The following is a 14137-nucleotide window of genomic DNA, read 5'->3' as shown; positions in this document are numbered from 1 at the left end:
GCGCCTTGCCGCGCCCGCGCCCGCGCCGCACTGTGCGCGCCGGGGATAAGAATGATCGGATTCGGAACGCTCGACATCATCGGCGCCGCCTTCTTCGCGGCGGCCTGGATCGGTTACCATTTCGCCGTCGAGATGGGCCCGCATGCCGGCAAGAGCCTGAACATGCGGATGAATCTGCGCCGCGCCCGCTGGATTCGGGAATCGATGGGGCGCGACAACCGCATCGTCGACACGCAGATCATGAACGGCCTGCAGAACGGCACGGCCTTCTTCGCCTCGACCTCGCTGATCGCCATCGGCGGCACGCTGACGCTGCTGCAATCGACCGATCGGGTCGTGGCGCTGTTCTCGGACCTGCCCTTCGGCACCGTGCCGACACGCGCCGTCTGGGAGCTCAAGGTCATCGGGCTCGCCCTGATCTTCGGCTACGCCTTCTTCAAGTTCGCCTGGAGCTACCGGCTGTTCAACTACTGCGTCATCCTGCTGGGATCGCTGCCGCCGGCCAAGAACCATGATCCTGCGGACGCGCAGCGCGCCGTCCACGAGGCGATCGAGATGAACGTCGCCGGCGGGCGCCACTTCAACCGCGGCCAGCGCGCCTTCTTCTTCGCGCTCGCCTATATGGGCTGGTTCCTGGGTCCGACGACCTTCATTCTCTTCACTGGCGCCGTGCTGATCGCGATGTACCGGCGCCAGTTCGCCTCCGATGCCGCCCGCGTCTTCCGCTATCCCGACACGACGCAGGCCAAGTCCGAGCCCTGAAGAAGTCCGAGCCATGACGAAGCCCGACGACACCGAACTCGAAGCCACGCTGCTGGCGCTGACGGCGCAGCGCGGCGAAGGCAAGACCATCTGCCCGTCGGAAGCGGCGCGCGCGCTCGGCGGCGACCATCCCGACGGCTGGGGCCCGCTGATGCAGCCGATCCGCCGCACGGCTGTCCGGCTGATGAAGGAGGGCAAGCTCGTCATCACCCGCAAGGGCCGCCCGGTCGATCCCGACGATTTCCGTGGCGTCTACAGGCTGCGGCTGCCGGAGGGCGGATAGCCCCTCACGGCCCCGGAAACAGCGCGTCGCTGTAGCCGGTCAGCCGATAGGCGACGAGCCCGACCCATTCCTTGAAGCCGTCATCGGCGATCATCAGCCCGCGCGGTGCCCGCCCGGAGACGCGCACGAATTCGGAGGCCTGCTCCTCCGTCAGGTAGTCGACCGGGAAGGCGTCCACCGCGAAGCCGACCTTGCGGAACACGCCCATGGCGCGCGGCATGTGCCAAGCCGAGGTCACCAGCAGCCAGCGCTCGCCGGGCTTGGGATCGACCAGGCGCTTGGTGAAGAGCGCGTTTTCCCAGGTGTTGCGGGACTGGTCTTCCAGCAGGATCCGCTCGCGCGGCAGGCCGAGCCCCTCGAACAGCACGCTCGCCCCGTCCGATTCGGTCTTGGTCACCGGCGAGATCAAATTGGCGGCGCCGCCGGTGAAGACGATCTTCGCCTGCGGATGCAGTCGCGCGAGCTCGACCGCCTTGGTCATGCGCGCCGCGGCGCTGGTCAGCACCACATCGCCGCGGGCGACGCCGATGGCTCCTCCCAGGATGACGATGCCGGTGACCGGGCCCTTCTCGGCCGGCTGCTGGGGAAAGCGGTTCTCGAGCGGCCACATCACCAGCCGCGGCAGCGGGCTGAAGGCCATCAGCGCGAGGAACGACAGCGCCACGACGCCGAGCCAGCGCGCTGCCCTCGCCAGGCGCGTGAAGGCGAGCAGCGCCGCCAGCAGCGCCAGCAGGATCGCGAGGTTCACCGGCGACAGCAGGAACCAGACCACCTTGGACAGGACGAAGAACATGGGCGGCTTTCGGGCTTCGGGCGACCGGCCGCTTCTAGCCGACGAAAGCTGACGGCGCGTGAACGCCGCTCAGCGGATGATCTGCGGCGGCTGCGACGGGCGGCGCGCCGGCGCCTGCGGCCGGGAGGCTCGATCAAGCTCCAGCACCCGCGCGGCGACCTCGCGCAGTTCGCAGCCGGCCTGCCGGCCCGCCTGGAGGGCTTCACGCTGGGTTGCGGCATAGAAGGCGCATTTCTGCGCGACATAGCCTTCCCAGGACATCTGCAGGGCAACGAGGCGGCTGCGCTGGCCGGCATCGAGAGGCCGCCCGCTCTGCTGCACCGCCTGCACCAGTCGCTCGCGCCAGACCGCCTCCTCGCGCCGCGCGCAGCCCGCCTCGGCGGCGCCGCGGTCCGACCCCGCCGCGACCACGCAGGCCACTGCGATGGAGCCGATGCAGGCGGGTGCCGCCCCGCCGCTGGCCTGGAGGCAGGAAGCAAGCTGGGCCCGATCGGCCGCCAGCGTGGAGTTGGTCTGGGCGAAGGCCGGCGCGGCCGCGCAGAGAAGGAAGCCGAAAGCGAGACGGATCGAATGCATGGCGGCCATCTTGCCAGCCGCCGAGCAGCGATCAAGCCACCCGCCGGTCACCATCATGCGACCGGCAGCGGCAGCGCCGGCGCCGCCGCCGGGCGCGCGACGAGCGTCGCGTACCAGCGCTCGACATGCGGCCGTGCAATCCGCTCGACCGGCATGTTCAGCCAGCGATGCGCCCCGCAGCCGACGACGATGTCGGCCATGCCGAAGCGCTCACCGCCGAGGAAGCTGCGCTCGGACAGATGATGATCGAGGATCGCCATCAGTGCCTCGGCCTTGGCGACGCCGGCCGCGACGATCTCGGGAGCGGTATATTCGGGCACCTTGCGCACCAGCCCCCACAGCACCGGCATCAGCGCTGGCTGCAGCGAGGATTGCATCCAGTCCAGCCAGCGATCGGCATCGGCCCGGCGCGCCGGGTCCTCGTCCCAGATCCAGCCCGCGCCATAGCGGGCGGCGAGATAGCGCACGATGCTGTTGGACTCCCAGATGCAGACATCGCCGTCTTCCAGCACCGGGATCTGGGCATTGGGGTTCTTCGCCAGGAACATCGGCTCGCGCAGCCCGCCGAACGGCCCGCCGCAATCGATGCGCTCGAAGCTCTGGCCGACCTCGCCTGCAGCCCAGACGACCTTCTGGACATTGATGGAGCTGATCCGCCCCCAGATCGTCAGCATGTCAGATGGTCTCCGTCCCAGCCTATGGCCGCAGCTTGCCCACACAGCGTCATTCCGGACAAGCCGCGCCAGCGGCGCCGCTCCGGAATCCATCGGAGGACGTTGTCTCGGACGGTAGCGCTTGACGATGGATTCCGGGTCTTCGCTCCGCTCGCCCGGAATGACGGCGCGAGAGCGGAGGACGGCTGGCTTGTCCGATACGCCTCAGGCGAATTCCATGATCACCGCGTCGACCGCCAGCGAATCGCCCTCCTTCGCCAGGATCTTGGCGACGGTGGCGTCCTTCTCGGCGCGCAGCACGTTTTCCATCTTCATGGCCTCGACCATGCAGAGCGCCTCGCCCGCCTTGACCTCTTGGCCGACGGAAACCGAGATCGCCTTGACCACGCCCGGCATCGGGCAGAGCAGCACCTTGCCGGTGTCGGCCGCGACCTTCTCCGGCATCAGCGCGGCGAGTTCCGCCTCGCGCGGCGTGCGCACCACGGCATCGGCATAGGCGCCGGCATGGCCAAGCGCGAAGCCGTTGGTGATGGGGCGGATTTGTGCAGCGATGGCGACACCGTCGAGCGTGCCGTTCCAGACCGGCTGACCCGGCCGCCACTCGCTCGCAACCGTGACGCTGCGGCTGCCGAAATCGATGACGACCGCCCCGCCCTGCTCGCCGACCTGCCCCTCGAAGCGCTCGGCCCCGAGCAACACGACCCGTGTCCGGTCGAAGGCGACGCGGCGCCAGCCCTCCATCTGCGCGCTGACTGCGCGCTTGCGCTGGTTGAGCTTGTGGTCGCAGGCGATCGCGATCGCTGCCAGGCGCAGCGCGATCTCGCCCTCGGGCACCGGCAGGGAGAAGCCCTCAGGAAACTCCTCGGCGATGAAGCCGGTCGAGAGATTGCCGGCGATCCAGCGCGGATGGTGCATCAGCGCCGAGACGAAGGGGATGTTGTGGCGGATGCCGTCGATCGCGAAGGCATCGAGCGCGCGGCCCTGCGCCTCGATCGCCGCCTCGCGCGTCGGCGCGTGGGTGACGAGCTTGGCGATCATCGGGTCGTAGTAGATCGAGATCTCGCCGCCCTCGAAGACGCCGGTATCGTTGCGCACGATCGCGTCGCCATCGGGCCCCTCGACCGGCGGGCGATAGGTCACGAGCCGCCCCGTCGAGGGCAGGAAGTTGCGCGTCGGATCCTCGGCATAGACGCGGCTTTCCACCGCCCAGCCGTTCAGCTTCACCTCGGCCTGGGTGAGCCGCAGCTTCTCGCCATAGGCGACGCGGATCATCTCCTCGACGAGGTCGATCCCGGTGATCATTTCCGTCACCGGATGCTCGACCTGGAGCCGGGTGTTCATCTCCAGGAAGAAGAAGGACTTGTCCTGGCCGGCGACGAACTCGACCGTTCCGGCGGAATCGTAGTTCACCGCCTTGGCCAGTGCGACCGCCTGCTCGCCCATCTTGCGGCGCGTCGCCTCGTCCAGTAGCGGCGACGGCGCCTCCTCGACGACCTTCTGGTTGCGCCGCTGGATCGAGCATTCGCGCTCGCCGAGATAGATGACGTTGCCGTGCTTGTCGCCCAGCACCTGGATCTCGATATGGCGGGGATCGACGATGAATTTCTCGACGAAGACGCGGTCGTCACCGAAGGAGGACGCGGCCTCCGACTTGGCGCGGGCGAAGCCTTCGGCCACCTCTCCGGCCGAATGGGCGATGCGCATGCCCTTGCCGCCGCCGCCGGCCGATGCCTTGATCATCACGGGATAGCCGATCTCGTCGGCGATGGTGACGGCGTGATCGGGGCTCTCGATGATGCCCAGGAAGCCCGGCACCGTCGAAACATTCGCCGCGGCCGCGGCCTTCTTGGATTCGATCTTGTCGCCCATCGCCGCGATCGCACCGGGATTGGGGCCAATGAAGACGATGCCGTTGTCCTTCAGCGCCTGGGCGAAGGCCTCGCGCTCGGAGAGAAACCCGTAACCCGGATGCACGGCTTGCGCGCCGGTCTGCTTGCAGGCCGCGATGATCTTCTCGATCACGAGATAGGACTGGGCTGCAGCGGGCGGACCGATATGGACCGCCTCGTCGGCCATCTCGACATGAAGCGCGTCGCGATCCGCATCCGAGTAGACCGCGACGGTCTTGATGCCCATGCGCCGCGCCGTCTTGATAACCCGGCAGGCGATCTCGCCGCGGTTCGCGATCAGGATCTTCGAGAACATGCGTGGCGCCTCCCCGGCCGTCGACGAGCGGGGCAGACCGGCCCGAACCGCGCGGCTCGTGCGACCTGCTCCCCACGCCAGTTAGAGCATGTCACGGAAAACCGGCTACCGGTTTTTCGCACAGCCCCAATGGCGAAACCCGAACCGCGACGCCGCCTGGCGCCACGATCCGGGTCCGGGTGTATGGGAGGGCGTCGTCGCCGTCCACCGATGCGAAAGTCGGTGGTCGGCAGGAGAGCCCGCGTCAGCCGGGGCGCTCAGCTCGCCAGCAGCACGCGCTCGGGCCAGGCCGGCATCGTCTTGGCATGGCCCTTGTCGAGGGCGAAGCCAATCAGCGCCTCGTCGCAGCGCTCGGCCTCCCGCACGATCTCGAAGGCGATGCGGCGGGCGGTGGCGGTCGGCCCCTCGCCGGCTGACAGCGTCGTCACCAGCCAATGCGCCTTGTCGCGGTCGATCACACCGGTCGGGCGGTTCTGCCAGACGGCGAAGTCGACGACGACCGCAACGAGATAGTCGCCGAAGGCCTCGCAGCGCTGGGGCACCGCCCGGTCCAGCGCCACGAGGACATCGATGACGTCGCGGGTCAGAACACTGTCCGCCAGGATATCACGCTGAAGAACAGCGACGTCCTCGTCAGTGATCGTCAGACGATCCATCACCTGGTCAACGAATTCGCGAAGCTCATGACCCATCATTGTTCGACCCCTGTCCGGCGTTGTTTTTTGCCGGTCCGTTCCTGTTGTAGGAACACCATGGATCGACACCCGCCAGCAGGTGGTTAACAGCCAAATCTGAACGCGTGTTCAGGTTAAACGGCCCTGAGCGGATGTGGTTGCGAGGATGTTACTGGGGGCAGCTCATGTCGACACCCACCCGCGCACAGGGCCGCCATTCTCGGGCGAAGCGAAGCGCAGACCCGAGAATCTCGCCGCGGAAGGAAGCTGGTTTCCGAGATGCTCGGGTCAAGCCCGAGCATGACGCCAAGGTCACACCGGCTCGGCGACGACCGCCGGACCCAGCCCCAGCACGCCGGGCAGATCGGTCGAGCGCGCGAGCACATGCCGCGCGCCGAGCGCCACCAGTGTCTCTACCGGCTGGAAACCCCAGGAGACCGCGACGGGGACGACGCCGGCAGCCACCGCCATCTCGATGTCGAAGGAGCTGTCGCCGACCATCGCAGTGCGCGCGGGCTGCGCGCCCGTCTCCTGCATCGCCCGCTGGATCATGCCCGGATGCGGCTTCGAGGGCGCGTCGTCGGCGGTCTGGATCGTCGCGAACAGACGCTCCCAGCCATGGCGCTCGACGATGTACTCGGCTCCGCGCCGTGATTTTCCGGTGGCGATGCCGAGCTTGAGACCAGGCCGGGCCGCGAGCGCGGCCAGTGTCTCCGCAACGCCGGGATAGAGCGGCTCGTCCATCGCGGAATCGGCATGGGCCGAAAGCCGCATCGCACCGAAGACCTCCTTGTAGGTAGCCGTCAGCGCCGCATCCGGCGCCGGCAATCCGCCCAGGCGCATCAGCGCGATATCGAGCGTCAGCCCGACGACGCCGAGCCCTGCCTCGCGCCCCGGATGAACCAGGCCGTGACGCTGGAACGTCTCGATCTGAGCGGCGAGCAGGATCGCCTCGGAGTTGATCAGCGTGCCGTCGAGATCGAAGAGGATGAGGTCCATGGCGGCGCTGTAGCGCGGATCGCCAGCGCGATCCACCGGCTCCCGCGCCGCCCTGCCCCGCTAGGATCGCTCAGGAGCGCGCCTCGCGCGCGCAGGCATCCACCGCCTTGCGCAGGTCGTCGCCGTCGAGCCCCTTGCCGCGCGCATCCTTGCGGCATTCGGCGCGCTGGGCGAGGTCCGGGCGCTTCTCGTTGAAGCAGGCGACGAGCGCGGCGGTGCGTGTCGAGCCGGTCAGCCCGCGCGTATCGACATCCGCCTTGCAGGCGGCCCGCGCCGCCACGGCCGTCGGCTTGCCGTCGCGGGTGACGCCGTCGCGGGCGTAAAGCTGCACGCCGGGAAACTTCGCCTGCAGGCAGTCGCGCATCGCCGCGCGCAGATCGTCGCCCGACAGCGCGACATGCTCCGCGAGACAGTCCTGCCGCGCCTTGGCGCGCTCGGCGCGCGGCACCGGCTCATCGGCGGGGGCGGCGGCGGCGCGCGCCGGCGCGGGGCCCGGGCTCTGCGCCAGGGCGGGAACGGAAGCAGTGAGAACGAGGCCAGCCAGCAGGAAAGCGCAACGGATCATCGGAGCACCAGCATCGGAGGGATGGGAACAAAAAGAAAACACAATTCCTTTTGTTCCGCAATCGTTCTCTTCCGTCATTCTCGGGCGAAGCGAAGCGCAGACCCGAAAATCTCCCGCAGGAGATGCTCGGGTCGAGCCCGAGCATGACGAAGCTCACTCGTCCGGCGCGTCCACGATCGGGTCGTAAGGCGCGTCGTCGAAGCCGAGCAGGTTCCAGGACTGGCGCATATGCGGCGGCAGCGGCGCGCTGACGTCGATCGTGCCCTTGCCGCGCGGATGCGGCACGACGATGCGCCGCGCCAGCAGATGCAGCTTGTTCTGGATGCCGCCGGGCAGCTCCCAGTTCTGGATGTTGAAGTATTTCGGATCGCCCACGATCGGGTGGCCGATATGGGCGGCGTGCGCGCGCAACTGGTGGGTGCGCCCCGTCACCGGCTTGAGCGAGAGCCAGCCGAGCTTCTGCGCGGCGGTCTCGACCACGGCGTAATAGGTCACGGCATGCATCGCGCCGTCCTCGCCATGCTTGGCCACCGCCATGCGCTGGTCGCCGTCATAGGCCTCCTCGCGGGCGAGATAGGTCGAGATCCGGCCCTGGCGTACGCGCGGTACGCCCGCCACAAGCGCCCAGTAGACCTTGCGGGCCGAGCGCGAACGGAAGGTCTTGGCCAGCGTCGCCGCCGCGAAGCGCGATTTGGCGATGACGAGGCAGCCCGCCGTGTCCTTGTCGAGCCGGTGGACCAGGCGCGGCTTCTGCCCGCTCTTGTCCGTCAGCACGTCGAGCATCTGGTCGACATGGCGCGTCGTGCCGGAGCCGCCCTGCACGGCCAGCCCCGCCGGCTTGTTGAGGACCATCACGTCCTCGTCCTCGTAGAGCGTGATCGAGCGCAGGAACTCGAGCGTGTCGCCATCGGCCTTGGCCGAGCGCGGCCGGCTCTCCTGCGGCTCGAGCTTGAGCGGCGGGATACGGACCGTCTGCCCCTCCTCCAGCCGGTCCTTGCTGTCGGCGCGCTTACCGTTCACCCGCAACTCGCCCTTCCGGACGATGCGCTGGATATGGCTGAAGGAGAGCTGCGGGAAGCGGCTCTCGAGAAAGCGATCGATCCGCATCTCGTTCTCGTCGGCGGTGACCACGAGCTGTTGCACGCCGGTGGCGAGCACCTGCGCCGTCTCCGCCTTCACCTCGGCGCGGGTCGGCGTGTCGCTCACCGGCGCGCGGCGGGTGGCGGCGGGCTTGCCCGCGGGCCGCGGGGCCGTCTGGGCAGCAGGCTGCCGCGGCCCGGCCGCGCGCGGCGCCGGATGATGCGGCTTGGGGTTGCGCGTCGGCGTGGTGTTGACCTCCGCCTCCTCGCGCTCGGGCCTGGCGCGGGCCGAGGCCTGTGCCGAGCGGCGGGCGTCATGGCTCGGGCGCTTGGCCTTAGCCCCCGGCCCGCGGGGCGCACCCGCGGCCGGCGGCCGGCCAACCCGCGCAGGTCCCGTGCCGGCGCCACGTCCGCCAAAGCCCTTGCCGCCCGTTCCCTTGCCGCCCGTTCCTTTGCCACCGGTTCTCATGACAGGCTCCGGACGAGTGCGAGGCCAGCGACCAGCGCCACCAGCGAGAGGATGACCGAGCCGAGCACATAGGCCGCCGCGAGGCCGGCCTCGCCACGCTCCCAGAGCAGCACGGCGTCGAGCGAGAAGGCCGAGAAGGTGGTGAAGCCGCCGAGGATGCCGGTCGTCAGAAACAGCCGCGCATGCTGCGACCAGCCGGCCTCCGTCTTGAAGGCGAGCCAGCCGGCGATCGCGCCCATCAGGGCCGAGCCGAGGATGTTGATCAGCATCGTCCCGCCGGGAAAGCCGGTGCCGAACCAGCGCGGCGAGACGAGATTGACGCCGTGCCGCAGCACGCCGCCCAGCCCGGCGCCGAGAAAAACCAGAAGAGTGGAGGTCATGGCTCTGCAATAGCCAGCGCATCGCGGCGGCACAAACGAAATCGGGGCCTTGCCCGGGCGCGGTCTGTCTGAGAGGTGTAGAGGCGAGACGACCGGCCGGGGGGCGAAGACGGGTGACGCGGAGACCAACCGCAGGGGCGATGGCGGCAGGCGGCGTGCTCTGCGCGCTGCTGCTGGCGCTCGTGCTTGTCCTCCTCGCCGAGGCCGCGGCCGCCGCGCCGTCCCGCCTCCCCGCCGGCAAGCCGCCAGCTTTTGCCCGCGCCTGCATCATCCGGCCGCCCGACATCGCCCCGCTCTTTCCGGCGCCGGCCGAGGCCGCCGCGGCACCATCCGACGCTGCCGATGATGGTGACGATGGTGACGATGACGACGATGACGAGGAGGAAACGGATGACGAGGACGACGTCCCCGGCCTGATCCTACCCGGCTCCGCCACCTGCCTCGCCATCACCGGCTCGGTGACGGCCGGGCTGCAATATGACAGCTATCGCATCCCACGTGCCGGCGCCTCGCAGCCGCGGCCCAGCTATTCCTGGCCGACCACATCCTCGCTGCGCTTCGAGACGGCGCTGGACCTGCCCTCGGGCCTGCGCGTCGGCTCCGCCTTCGAAATGTCGATGCGGCCCGGCGGCGGCGACCCCGACACCATCCTGGTGGAGGAGGCCGTCGTCACCGTGGGCACGATGACCTTCGGCCTGTCATCCTCGCGCTTCAGCTTCTGGACCGGCGAGGAATTCGCCTTCAGCGCCCGGCTGCCCGGCCGCAATGTCGGTGTCATCGCCTGGGAGCGCGACCTGACCGAGCGCTGGAACCTGGCACTGTCGCTGGAGGACCCGACGCTCGCGACGACCTCCTCGATCCCCGTCACGAACGGCCGCGTGCCCGACGGTGTCGCACGGCTGACCTACACGCAGGGCAGCCTGACGCTGCACATGGGCGGGGCGCTGCGCGACGTGGCAGGGTCGCCGCATCGGCTGGGGCGCGCCGGCATCCTCGGCGCCACCTACGAGCTGCCGATCCTCGGAAGCCCCGGCGAGATCACCGCCCAGATCGCGGGCGCGACCGACGCCGCCGCCTATATCGGCTCCTCGCTCGACGCCACGGTCGTCCGGCAGGTCATCACGCCCGGCGACTCCAGCCGCGGCTTTTCGAGCGTCCTCGCGGCACGGCGCGAATGGACGGACGAGCTCGCCAGCAACCTCTTCGTCAGCCGCTACCAGATCACCGTGCCGCTCACCAATGCCGGCAAGGGCAAGCTGCGCATCGACCGCGCCAGCGCCAATCTGGTCTGGACGCCGGTGGACGGCTTCAAGGCGGGGCTGGAAGGCTCGGTCGCCTGGACGAACGTCGCCTTCTCCAGCCGTGCCCTGCCGACAAGTCTCGGCGGCCGCCAGCTCTCGGCGCAGCTCTTCATCGAGCGCTCGTTCTGAGGGGAAAAATCCGGGCCTTGCAGTGTCCGGGCCTTGCCGTGCCAAGGAGGACGCGAGAGCGGTCTGAGTTCTCATCGGAACCAACACCGTCATCCCGAGCCTGCCCCGGGATCCATCGGAGGGCTCCGGAGCTCTACGATGGATCCAGGAGCAGCGCCGCTGCGCGGCTTGTCCGGGATGACGTCGCGTTTGGGCAGATGTCGATACGCTCTACCCCTTCGGCCCGCGCCGGATCAGCGGATGCACATACAGCTCGAAGGCAATGGTCAGCAGGATGAAGACGAGCCCGATCGCAAACGCCACGACCCAATAGGCGACATTGTCCTCCGACACGAACCAGCCCGCGATGAGCGAGGGGACGATCAGGAGCAGGCGGGCGATGAGCGAGATCATGAGCGAGGCACCGGCACGGCCCGGGGGTGGCCGCTGAAGGTCACTCTAGGGAGCACGGACCACGTCGCCCTTGCGGTCGATCAAAGCGCCGCGCCACCCCTCAGCCCTCCCCGCGCTCCAGCCGCAGCTTCGCCCAATACTCCAGCCTTTTCCGGATTTCGCGCTCGAAGCCGCGTTCGGGCGGGTCGTAGAAGAGCTGGCGGCCGAGCGCGTCGGGCCAGTAGTCCTGACCCGAGAAGGCGTCGGGCGCATCGTGGTCATAAGAATAGTCGGCGCCATAGCCTTCCTGCTTCATCAGCTTGGTCGGCGCGTTCAGGATCGTCTTGGGCGGCATCAGCGAGCCGCGCTCGGACGCAACCCGGCGGGCCGCCTTGTAGGCCTTGTAGGAGGCGTTCGATTTCGGCGCGGTGGCGAGGTAGATCACCGTGTTGGCGAGCGCCAGCTCCCCCTCCGGCGAGCCGAGCTGCTCATAAGTCTCGGTCGCAGCCCGCGCATGAACCAGCGCCTGCGGGTCGGCCAGACCGATATCCTCGACCGCCATGCGCACCAGCCGCCGCGCCAGGAAGCGCGGATCCTCGCCGGCATCGAGCATGCGGGCGAAATAGTAGAGCGCGGCGTCGGGGTCCGAGCCGCGGATCGTCTTGTGCAGGGCCGAGATCAGATTGTAGTGGCCGTCCTGCGCCTTGTCGTAGATCGGTGCGCGGCGCTGGATCACCTCGCTCAAACCCGCCTCGTCGAAGATCTCGCCCGGCTTGGCAGCGCGCCACAGCTCCTCGGCCAGTGTCAGGACCGCACGCCCGTCGCCATCGGCGAAACGCGCGAGCGCAAGCCTCGCCTCCGGCGTCAGCGGCAGCTCGCGGTTCTCCAGCAGTTCAGCCCGGCCGAGCAGGAAGAGTAGCGCGCCCTCGTCCAGCGACTTGAAGGTCAGCACCCGCGCCCGCGAGAGCAACGCGGCATTGAGCGCGAAGGACGGGTTCTCGGTGGTGGCGCCGACCAGCGTGATCGTGCCGTCCTCCATCACGGGGAGGAAGGCGTCGAGCTGGGCGCGGTTGAAACGATGGATCTCGTCGACGAAGAGCAGCGTGCCCTTGCCGCCGAGACGGTGCCCGCGGGCCGATTCGAAGACCTTCTTGAGATCGGCGATACCGGAGAAGATCGCACTGATCTGCTCGAAGCCGAGATCGACCTGCCCTGCCAGCAGCCGCGCCACCGTCGTCTTGCCGGTGCCGGGCGGGCCCCAGAAGATCAGACTGCCGAGCGAGCCGGATTGCACCAGCCGCGTCAGCGCGCCGTCCGGCCCGGTCAAATGGTCCTGGCCCGCGACCTCGCCCAGCGTCGTCGGCCGCATCCGGTCTGCGAGCGGGCGCGGGCCGGACTTGTCGAGGCCCGAGGCGGCGAAAAGGTCGCTCACCCCGGGAAGACCGAGGTCACGCTCTGGCCACCGCGCGAGATCGTCACCTCCCAGGCACGGCGCCGTTCCTTCAGCGCCGCCTCGACCTCGCGGGAACCCGTCATCGCTTCGCCGTTCAGGGCTTGGATGATGTCCCCCTTCTGGAAGCCGATGCGGGCGGCCGTGCTGCCCTCCTCGACCTCGCCGACCACGACGCCCTCGGTGCCCGCGTCGATCGCCAGTTCCTCGGCCAGCGCGGGCGACAGGTTCATCACGGTCAGCCCCGCCAGCGGCGAGCGGCCCGACAGCGTCACCGGCTCGCGCGGGCGCAGTTCGGGAGCAGGAACCAGCTTGACCGGCAGGACGACCCGCTTGCCGCTGCGCAGCACGGTCAGCGAAGCGACCCCGCCAAGCGGGCGCGTCGCGAAGCGGTAGCCGAAGGATTCGGGATCATCGACCGCGATGCCGTCGACCGCCAGGATGACGTCGGAGCGGCGCAGCCCCCCCTCCGCCGCCGGGCCCTTCTCGACCACGCCCGCAACAACCGAGCCGGCCGGCCGGTCGAGCCCGAGCCCGTCGGCGACATCCGGAGTCAGAGCCTGCAGCCGCGCCCCGAACCAGGGTCGCCGGACCGTCTTGGCGCCGGTCTTGGCGCTCTCGACGACGACACGCACCATCGCGGCCGGAATCGCGAAGCCGATGCCATGGCTGCCGCCAGAGCGGGAGAAGATCGCCGTGTTGATGCCGATCACCCGGCCCTGCATGTCGACCAGCGCGCCACCGGAATTGCCGGGGTTGATGGCGGCGTCGGTCTGGATGAAGGACTGCGCGTCGCCGACGCCGATCTGCGTGCGCGCGAGCGCCGAGACGATGCCCTGCGTCACGGTTTGCCCGACGCCGAAGGGGTTGCCGATCGCCAGCACGATGTCGCCGATCTCGACCTTGTCGGAATCGGCGAGCTCGATCGGCACCAGGTCCTTGGCGTTCTTGAGCTTGAGCACGGCGAGATCGGTGCGCGGATCGCGCAGCAGGATCGTCGCCTCGACCTCGCGCTTGTCGGCGAAGGCCACCTTGACCTCGCTCATGCCCTCGATGACGTGGTTGTTGGTGACCACGAGCCCGCTCGCATCGACCACCACGCCCGAGCCGAGCGAGCGCTGCACGCGCTCCTGCGGCACGCCGAAGCCCCGGTCGCCGAAGAAGCGCCGGAAGAAGGGGTCGTCCATGAAGGGGTTGCGCGGCTGCTTCTCGACCCGCGCGCCGTAGACGTTGACGACGGCACCGGCGCTCTTCTTCACCACCCCCGCAAAGGACAGCGAGATCTCCTGGCGCGACTCCGGCACCTGCCGCAGCGGCGTCTGCGCGACCGCGGGCAAAACCGCCACGGGCAGCGCCGTCAGCGCGGCCGCGAGCAGAATCCCGCGGGTGAAGGTGGCCTTGCGCTGCATCTGGCGTCTCCTCTGCG

At 69.1% G+C, this 14137-nt stretch carries 15 protein-coding genes and 2 pseudogenes; 3 read left to right on the top strand and 14 right to left on the bottom strand.

Annotated elements, in window-relative coordinates; translation table 11 throughout:
* The first annotated feature begins 51 nt into the window (after positions 1-51).
* Together ABIE41_RS14755 and ABIE41_RS14750 are read left to right on the top strand one after the other, a co-directional pair.
* Positions 52-762, top strand: a complete 711-nt coding sequence (locus ABIE41_RS14755) for a DUF599 domain-containing protein (RefSeq protein WP_069055510.1) — start codon at positions 52-54, stop codon at positions 760-762.
* A 13-nt stretch (positions 763-775) separates the two neighbouring features.
* Positions 776-1045 (top strand): DUF3253 domain-containing protein, encoded by a 270-nt coding sequence (locus ABIE41_RS14750; protein WP_192641114.1) that lies wholly within the window; start codon positions 776-778, stop codon positions 1043-1045.
* Between the two features lie 4 nt (positions 1046-1049).
* Here the strand turns inward: ABIE41_RS14750 and ABIE41_RS14745 are convergent, their stop codons facing one another.
* From ABIE41_RS14745 to crcB, 11 genes and pseudogenes are all read right to left on the bottom strand, one after another.
* Positions 1050-1838, bottom strand: coding sequence for a YdcF family protein (locus ABIE41_RS14745; RefSeq protein ID WP_192641113.1), 789 nt, complete (start codon positions 1836-1838; stop codon positions 1050-1052).
* A gap of 69 nt (positions 1839-1907) precedes the next feature.
* Positions 1908-2414, bottom strand: coding sequence for a lysozyme inhibitor LprI family protein (locus ABIE41_RS14740; RefSeq protein WP_192641112.1), 507 nt, complete (start codon positions 2412-2414; stop codon positions 1908-1910).
* Positions 2415-2467: 53 nt separating this feature from the next.
* Positions 2468-3088, bottom strand: coding sequence for a glutathione S-transferase family protein (locus tag ABIE41_RS14735; protein WP_192641111.1), 621 nt, complete (start codon positions 3086-3088; stop codon positions 2468-2470).
* 204 nt (positions 3089-3292) lie between these two features.
* Complete coding sequence (locus ABIE41_RS24275) at positions 3293-3484, bottom strand: biotin/lipoyl-containing protein (protein WP_465247119.1); 192 nt, start codon at positions 3482-3484, stop codon at positions 3293-3295.
* 96 nt (positions 3485-3580) lie between these two features.
* Positions 3581-3835 (bottom strand): annotated as a pseudogene (locus ABIE41_RS24270) (acetyl/propionyl-CoA carboxylase subunit alpha); the annotation flags it as partial.
* Positions 3808-5293 (bottom strand): annotated as a pseudogene (locus ABIE41_RS14730) (acetyl-CoA carboxylase biotin carboxylase subunit); the annotation flags it as partial. The pseudogenes ABIE41_RS14730 and ABIE41_RS24270, both read right to left, overlap by 28 nt.
* A 257-nt stretch (positions 5294-5550) precedes the next feature.
* Positions 5551-5949: a hypothetical protein gene (locus ABIE41_RS14725; RefSeq protein WP_192641109.1), complete on the bottom strand. Its 399-nt coding sequence runs from the start codon at positions 5947-5949 to the stop codon at positions 5551-5553.
* Between the two features lie 330 nt (positions 5950-6279).
* Positions 6280-7002 carry an HAD-IA family hydrolase gene (locus tag ABIE41_RS14720; RefSeq protein ID WP_354192347.1) on the bottom strand — a complete coding sequence of 241 codons (723 nt, stop codon included), beginning with the start codon at positions 7000-7002 and terminating at the stop codon, positions 6280-6282.
* A 34-nt stretch (positions 7003-7036) separates the two neighbouring features.
* Complete coding sequence (locus ABIE41_RS14715) at positions 7037-7531, bottom strand: hypothetical protein (RefSeq protein ID WP_192641108.1); 495 nt, start codon at positions 7529-7531, stop codon at positions 7037-7039.
* Between the two features lie 153 nt (positions 7532-7684).
* Complete coding sequence (locus tag ABIE41_RS14710) at positions 7685-9079, bottom strand: RluA family pseudouridine synthase (RefSeq protein ID WP_192641107.1); 1395 nt, start codon at positions 9077-9079, stop codon at positions 7685-7687.
* On the bottom strand, positions 9076-9459 hold the full coding sequence (gene crcB, locus ABIE41_RS14705; RefSeq protein ID WP_192641106.1) for a fluoride efflux transporter CrcB: 384 nt from the start codon (positions 9457-9459) through the stop codon (positions 9076-9078). The genes ABIE41_RS14710 and crcB overlap by 4 nt, the downstream gene beginning before the upstream one ends.
* A gap of 113 nt (positions 9460-9572) precedes the next feature.
* On the opposite strand from crcB, the gene ABIE41_RS14700 reads away from it, so the two are divergent.
* Complete coding sequence (locus ABIE41_RS14700; protein ID WP_192641105.1) at positions 9573-10889, top strand: hypothetical protein; 1317 nt, start codon at positions 9573-9575, stop codon at positions 10887-10889.
* Positions 10890-11099: 210 nt separating this feature from the next.
* On the opposite strand, the gene ABIE41_RS14695 is transcribed toward ABIE41_RS14700, so the two are convergent.
* From ABIE41_RS14695 to ABIE41_RS14685, 3 genes are all read right to left on the bottom strand, one after another.
* Positions 11100-11282 carry a hypothetical protein gene (locus ABIE41_RS14695; protein WP_210320815.1) on the bottom strand — a complete coding sequence of 61 codons (183 nt, stop codon included), beginning with the start codon at positions 11280-11282 and terminating at the stop codon, positions 11100-11102.
* Between the two features lie 100 nt (positions 11283-11382).
* Positions 11383-12693: a replication-associated recombination protein A gene (locus ABIE41_RS14690; protein WP_192641104.1), complete on the bottom strand. Its 1311-nt coding sequence runs from the start codon at positions 12691-12693 to the stop codon at positions 11383-11385.
* Positions 12690-14120 (bottom strand): Do family serine endopeptidase, encoded by a 1431-nt coding sequence (locus tag ABIE41_RS14685; RefSeq protein ID WP_192641103.1) that lies wholly within the window; start codon positions 14118-14120, stop codon positions 12690-12692. The genes ABIE41_RS14690 and ABIE41_RS14685 overlap by 4 nt, the downstream gene beginning before the upstream one ends.
* Positions 14121-14137: the final 17 nt, after the last annotated feature.

Origin of the sequence: Bosea sp. OAE506, assembly GCF_040546595.1 — a bacterium.
Classification (GTDB): Bacteria; Pseudomonadota; Alphaproteobacteria; order Rhizobiales; family Beijerinckiaceae; genus Allobosea.
The sequence above is the reverse complement of the archived record's forward strand: the minus strand, read 5'-3'. Positions and strand labels throughout refer to the sequence as shown.

Bases quoted from the DNA above. Each gene is read 5' to 3' on its own strand.
- ABIE41_RS14755 (WP_069055510.1), top strand. From the start codon at position 52: ATGATCGGATTCGGAACGCTCGACATCATCGGCGCCGCCTTCTTCGCG.
- ABIE41_RS14750 (WP_192641114.1), top strand. From the start codon at position 776: ATGACGAAGCCCGACGACACCGAACTCGAAGCCACGCTGCTGGCGCTG.
- ABIE41_RS14745 (WP_192641113.1), bottom strand. From the start codon at position 1,838: ATGTTCTTCGTCCTGTCCAAGGTGGTCTGGTTCCTGCTGTCGCCGGTG.
- ABIE41_RS14740 (WP_192641112.1), bottom strand. From the start codon at position 2,414: ATGCATTCGATCCGTCTCGCTTTCGGCTTCCTTCTCTGCGCGGCCGCG.
- ABIE41_RS14735 (WP_192641111.1), bottom strand. From the start codon at position 3,088: ATGCTGACGATCTGGGGGCGGATCAGCTCCATCAATGTCCAGAAGGTC.
- ABIE41_RS24275 (WP_465247119.1), bottom strand. From the start codon at position 3,484: ATGCCGGGCGTGGTCAAGGCGATCTCGGTTTCCGTCGGCCAAGAGGTC.
- ABIE41_RS14725 (WP_192641109.1), bottom strand. From the start codon at position 5,949: ATGGATCGTCTGACGATCACTGACGAGGACGTCGCTGTTCTTCAGCGT.
- ABIE41_RS14715 (WP_192641108.1), bottom strand. From the start codon at position 7,531: ATGATCCGTTGCGCTTTCCTGCTGGCTGGCCTCGTTCTCACTGCTTCC.
- ABIE41_RS14710 (WP_192641107.1), bottom strand. From the start codon at position 9,079: ATGAGAACCGGTGGCAAAGGAACGGGCGGCAAGGGAACGGGCGGCAAG.
- crcB (WP_192641106.1), bottom strand. From the start codon at position 9,459: ATGACCTCCACTCTTCTGGTTTTTCTCGGCGCCGGGCTGGGCGGCGTG.
- ABIE41_RS14695 (WP_210320815.1), bottom strand. From the start codon at position 11,282: ATGATCTCGCTCATCGCCCGCCTGCTCCTGATCGTCCCCTCGCTCATC.
- ABIE41_RS14685 (WP_192641103.1), bottom strand. From the start codon at position 14,120: ATGCAGCGCAAGGCCACCTTCACCCGCGGGATTCTGCTCGCGGCCGCG.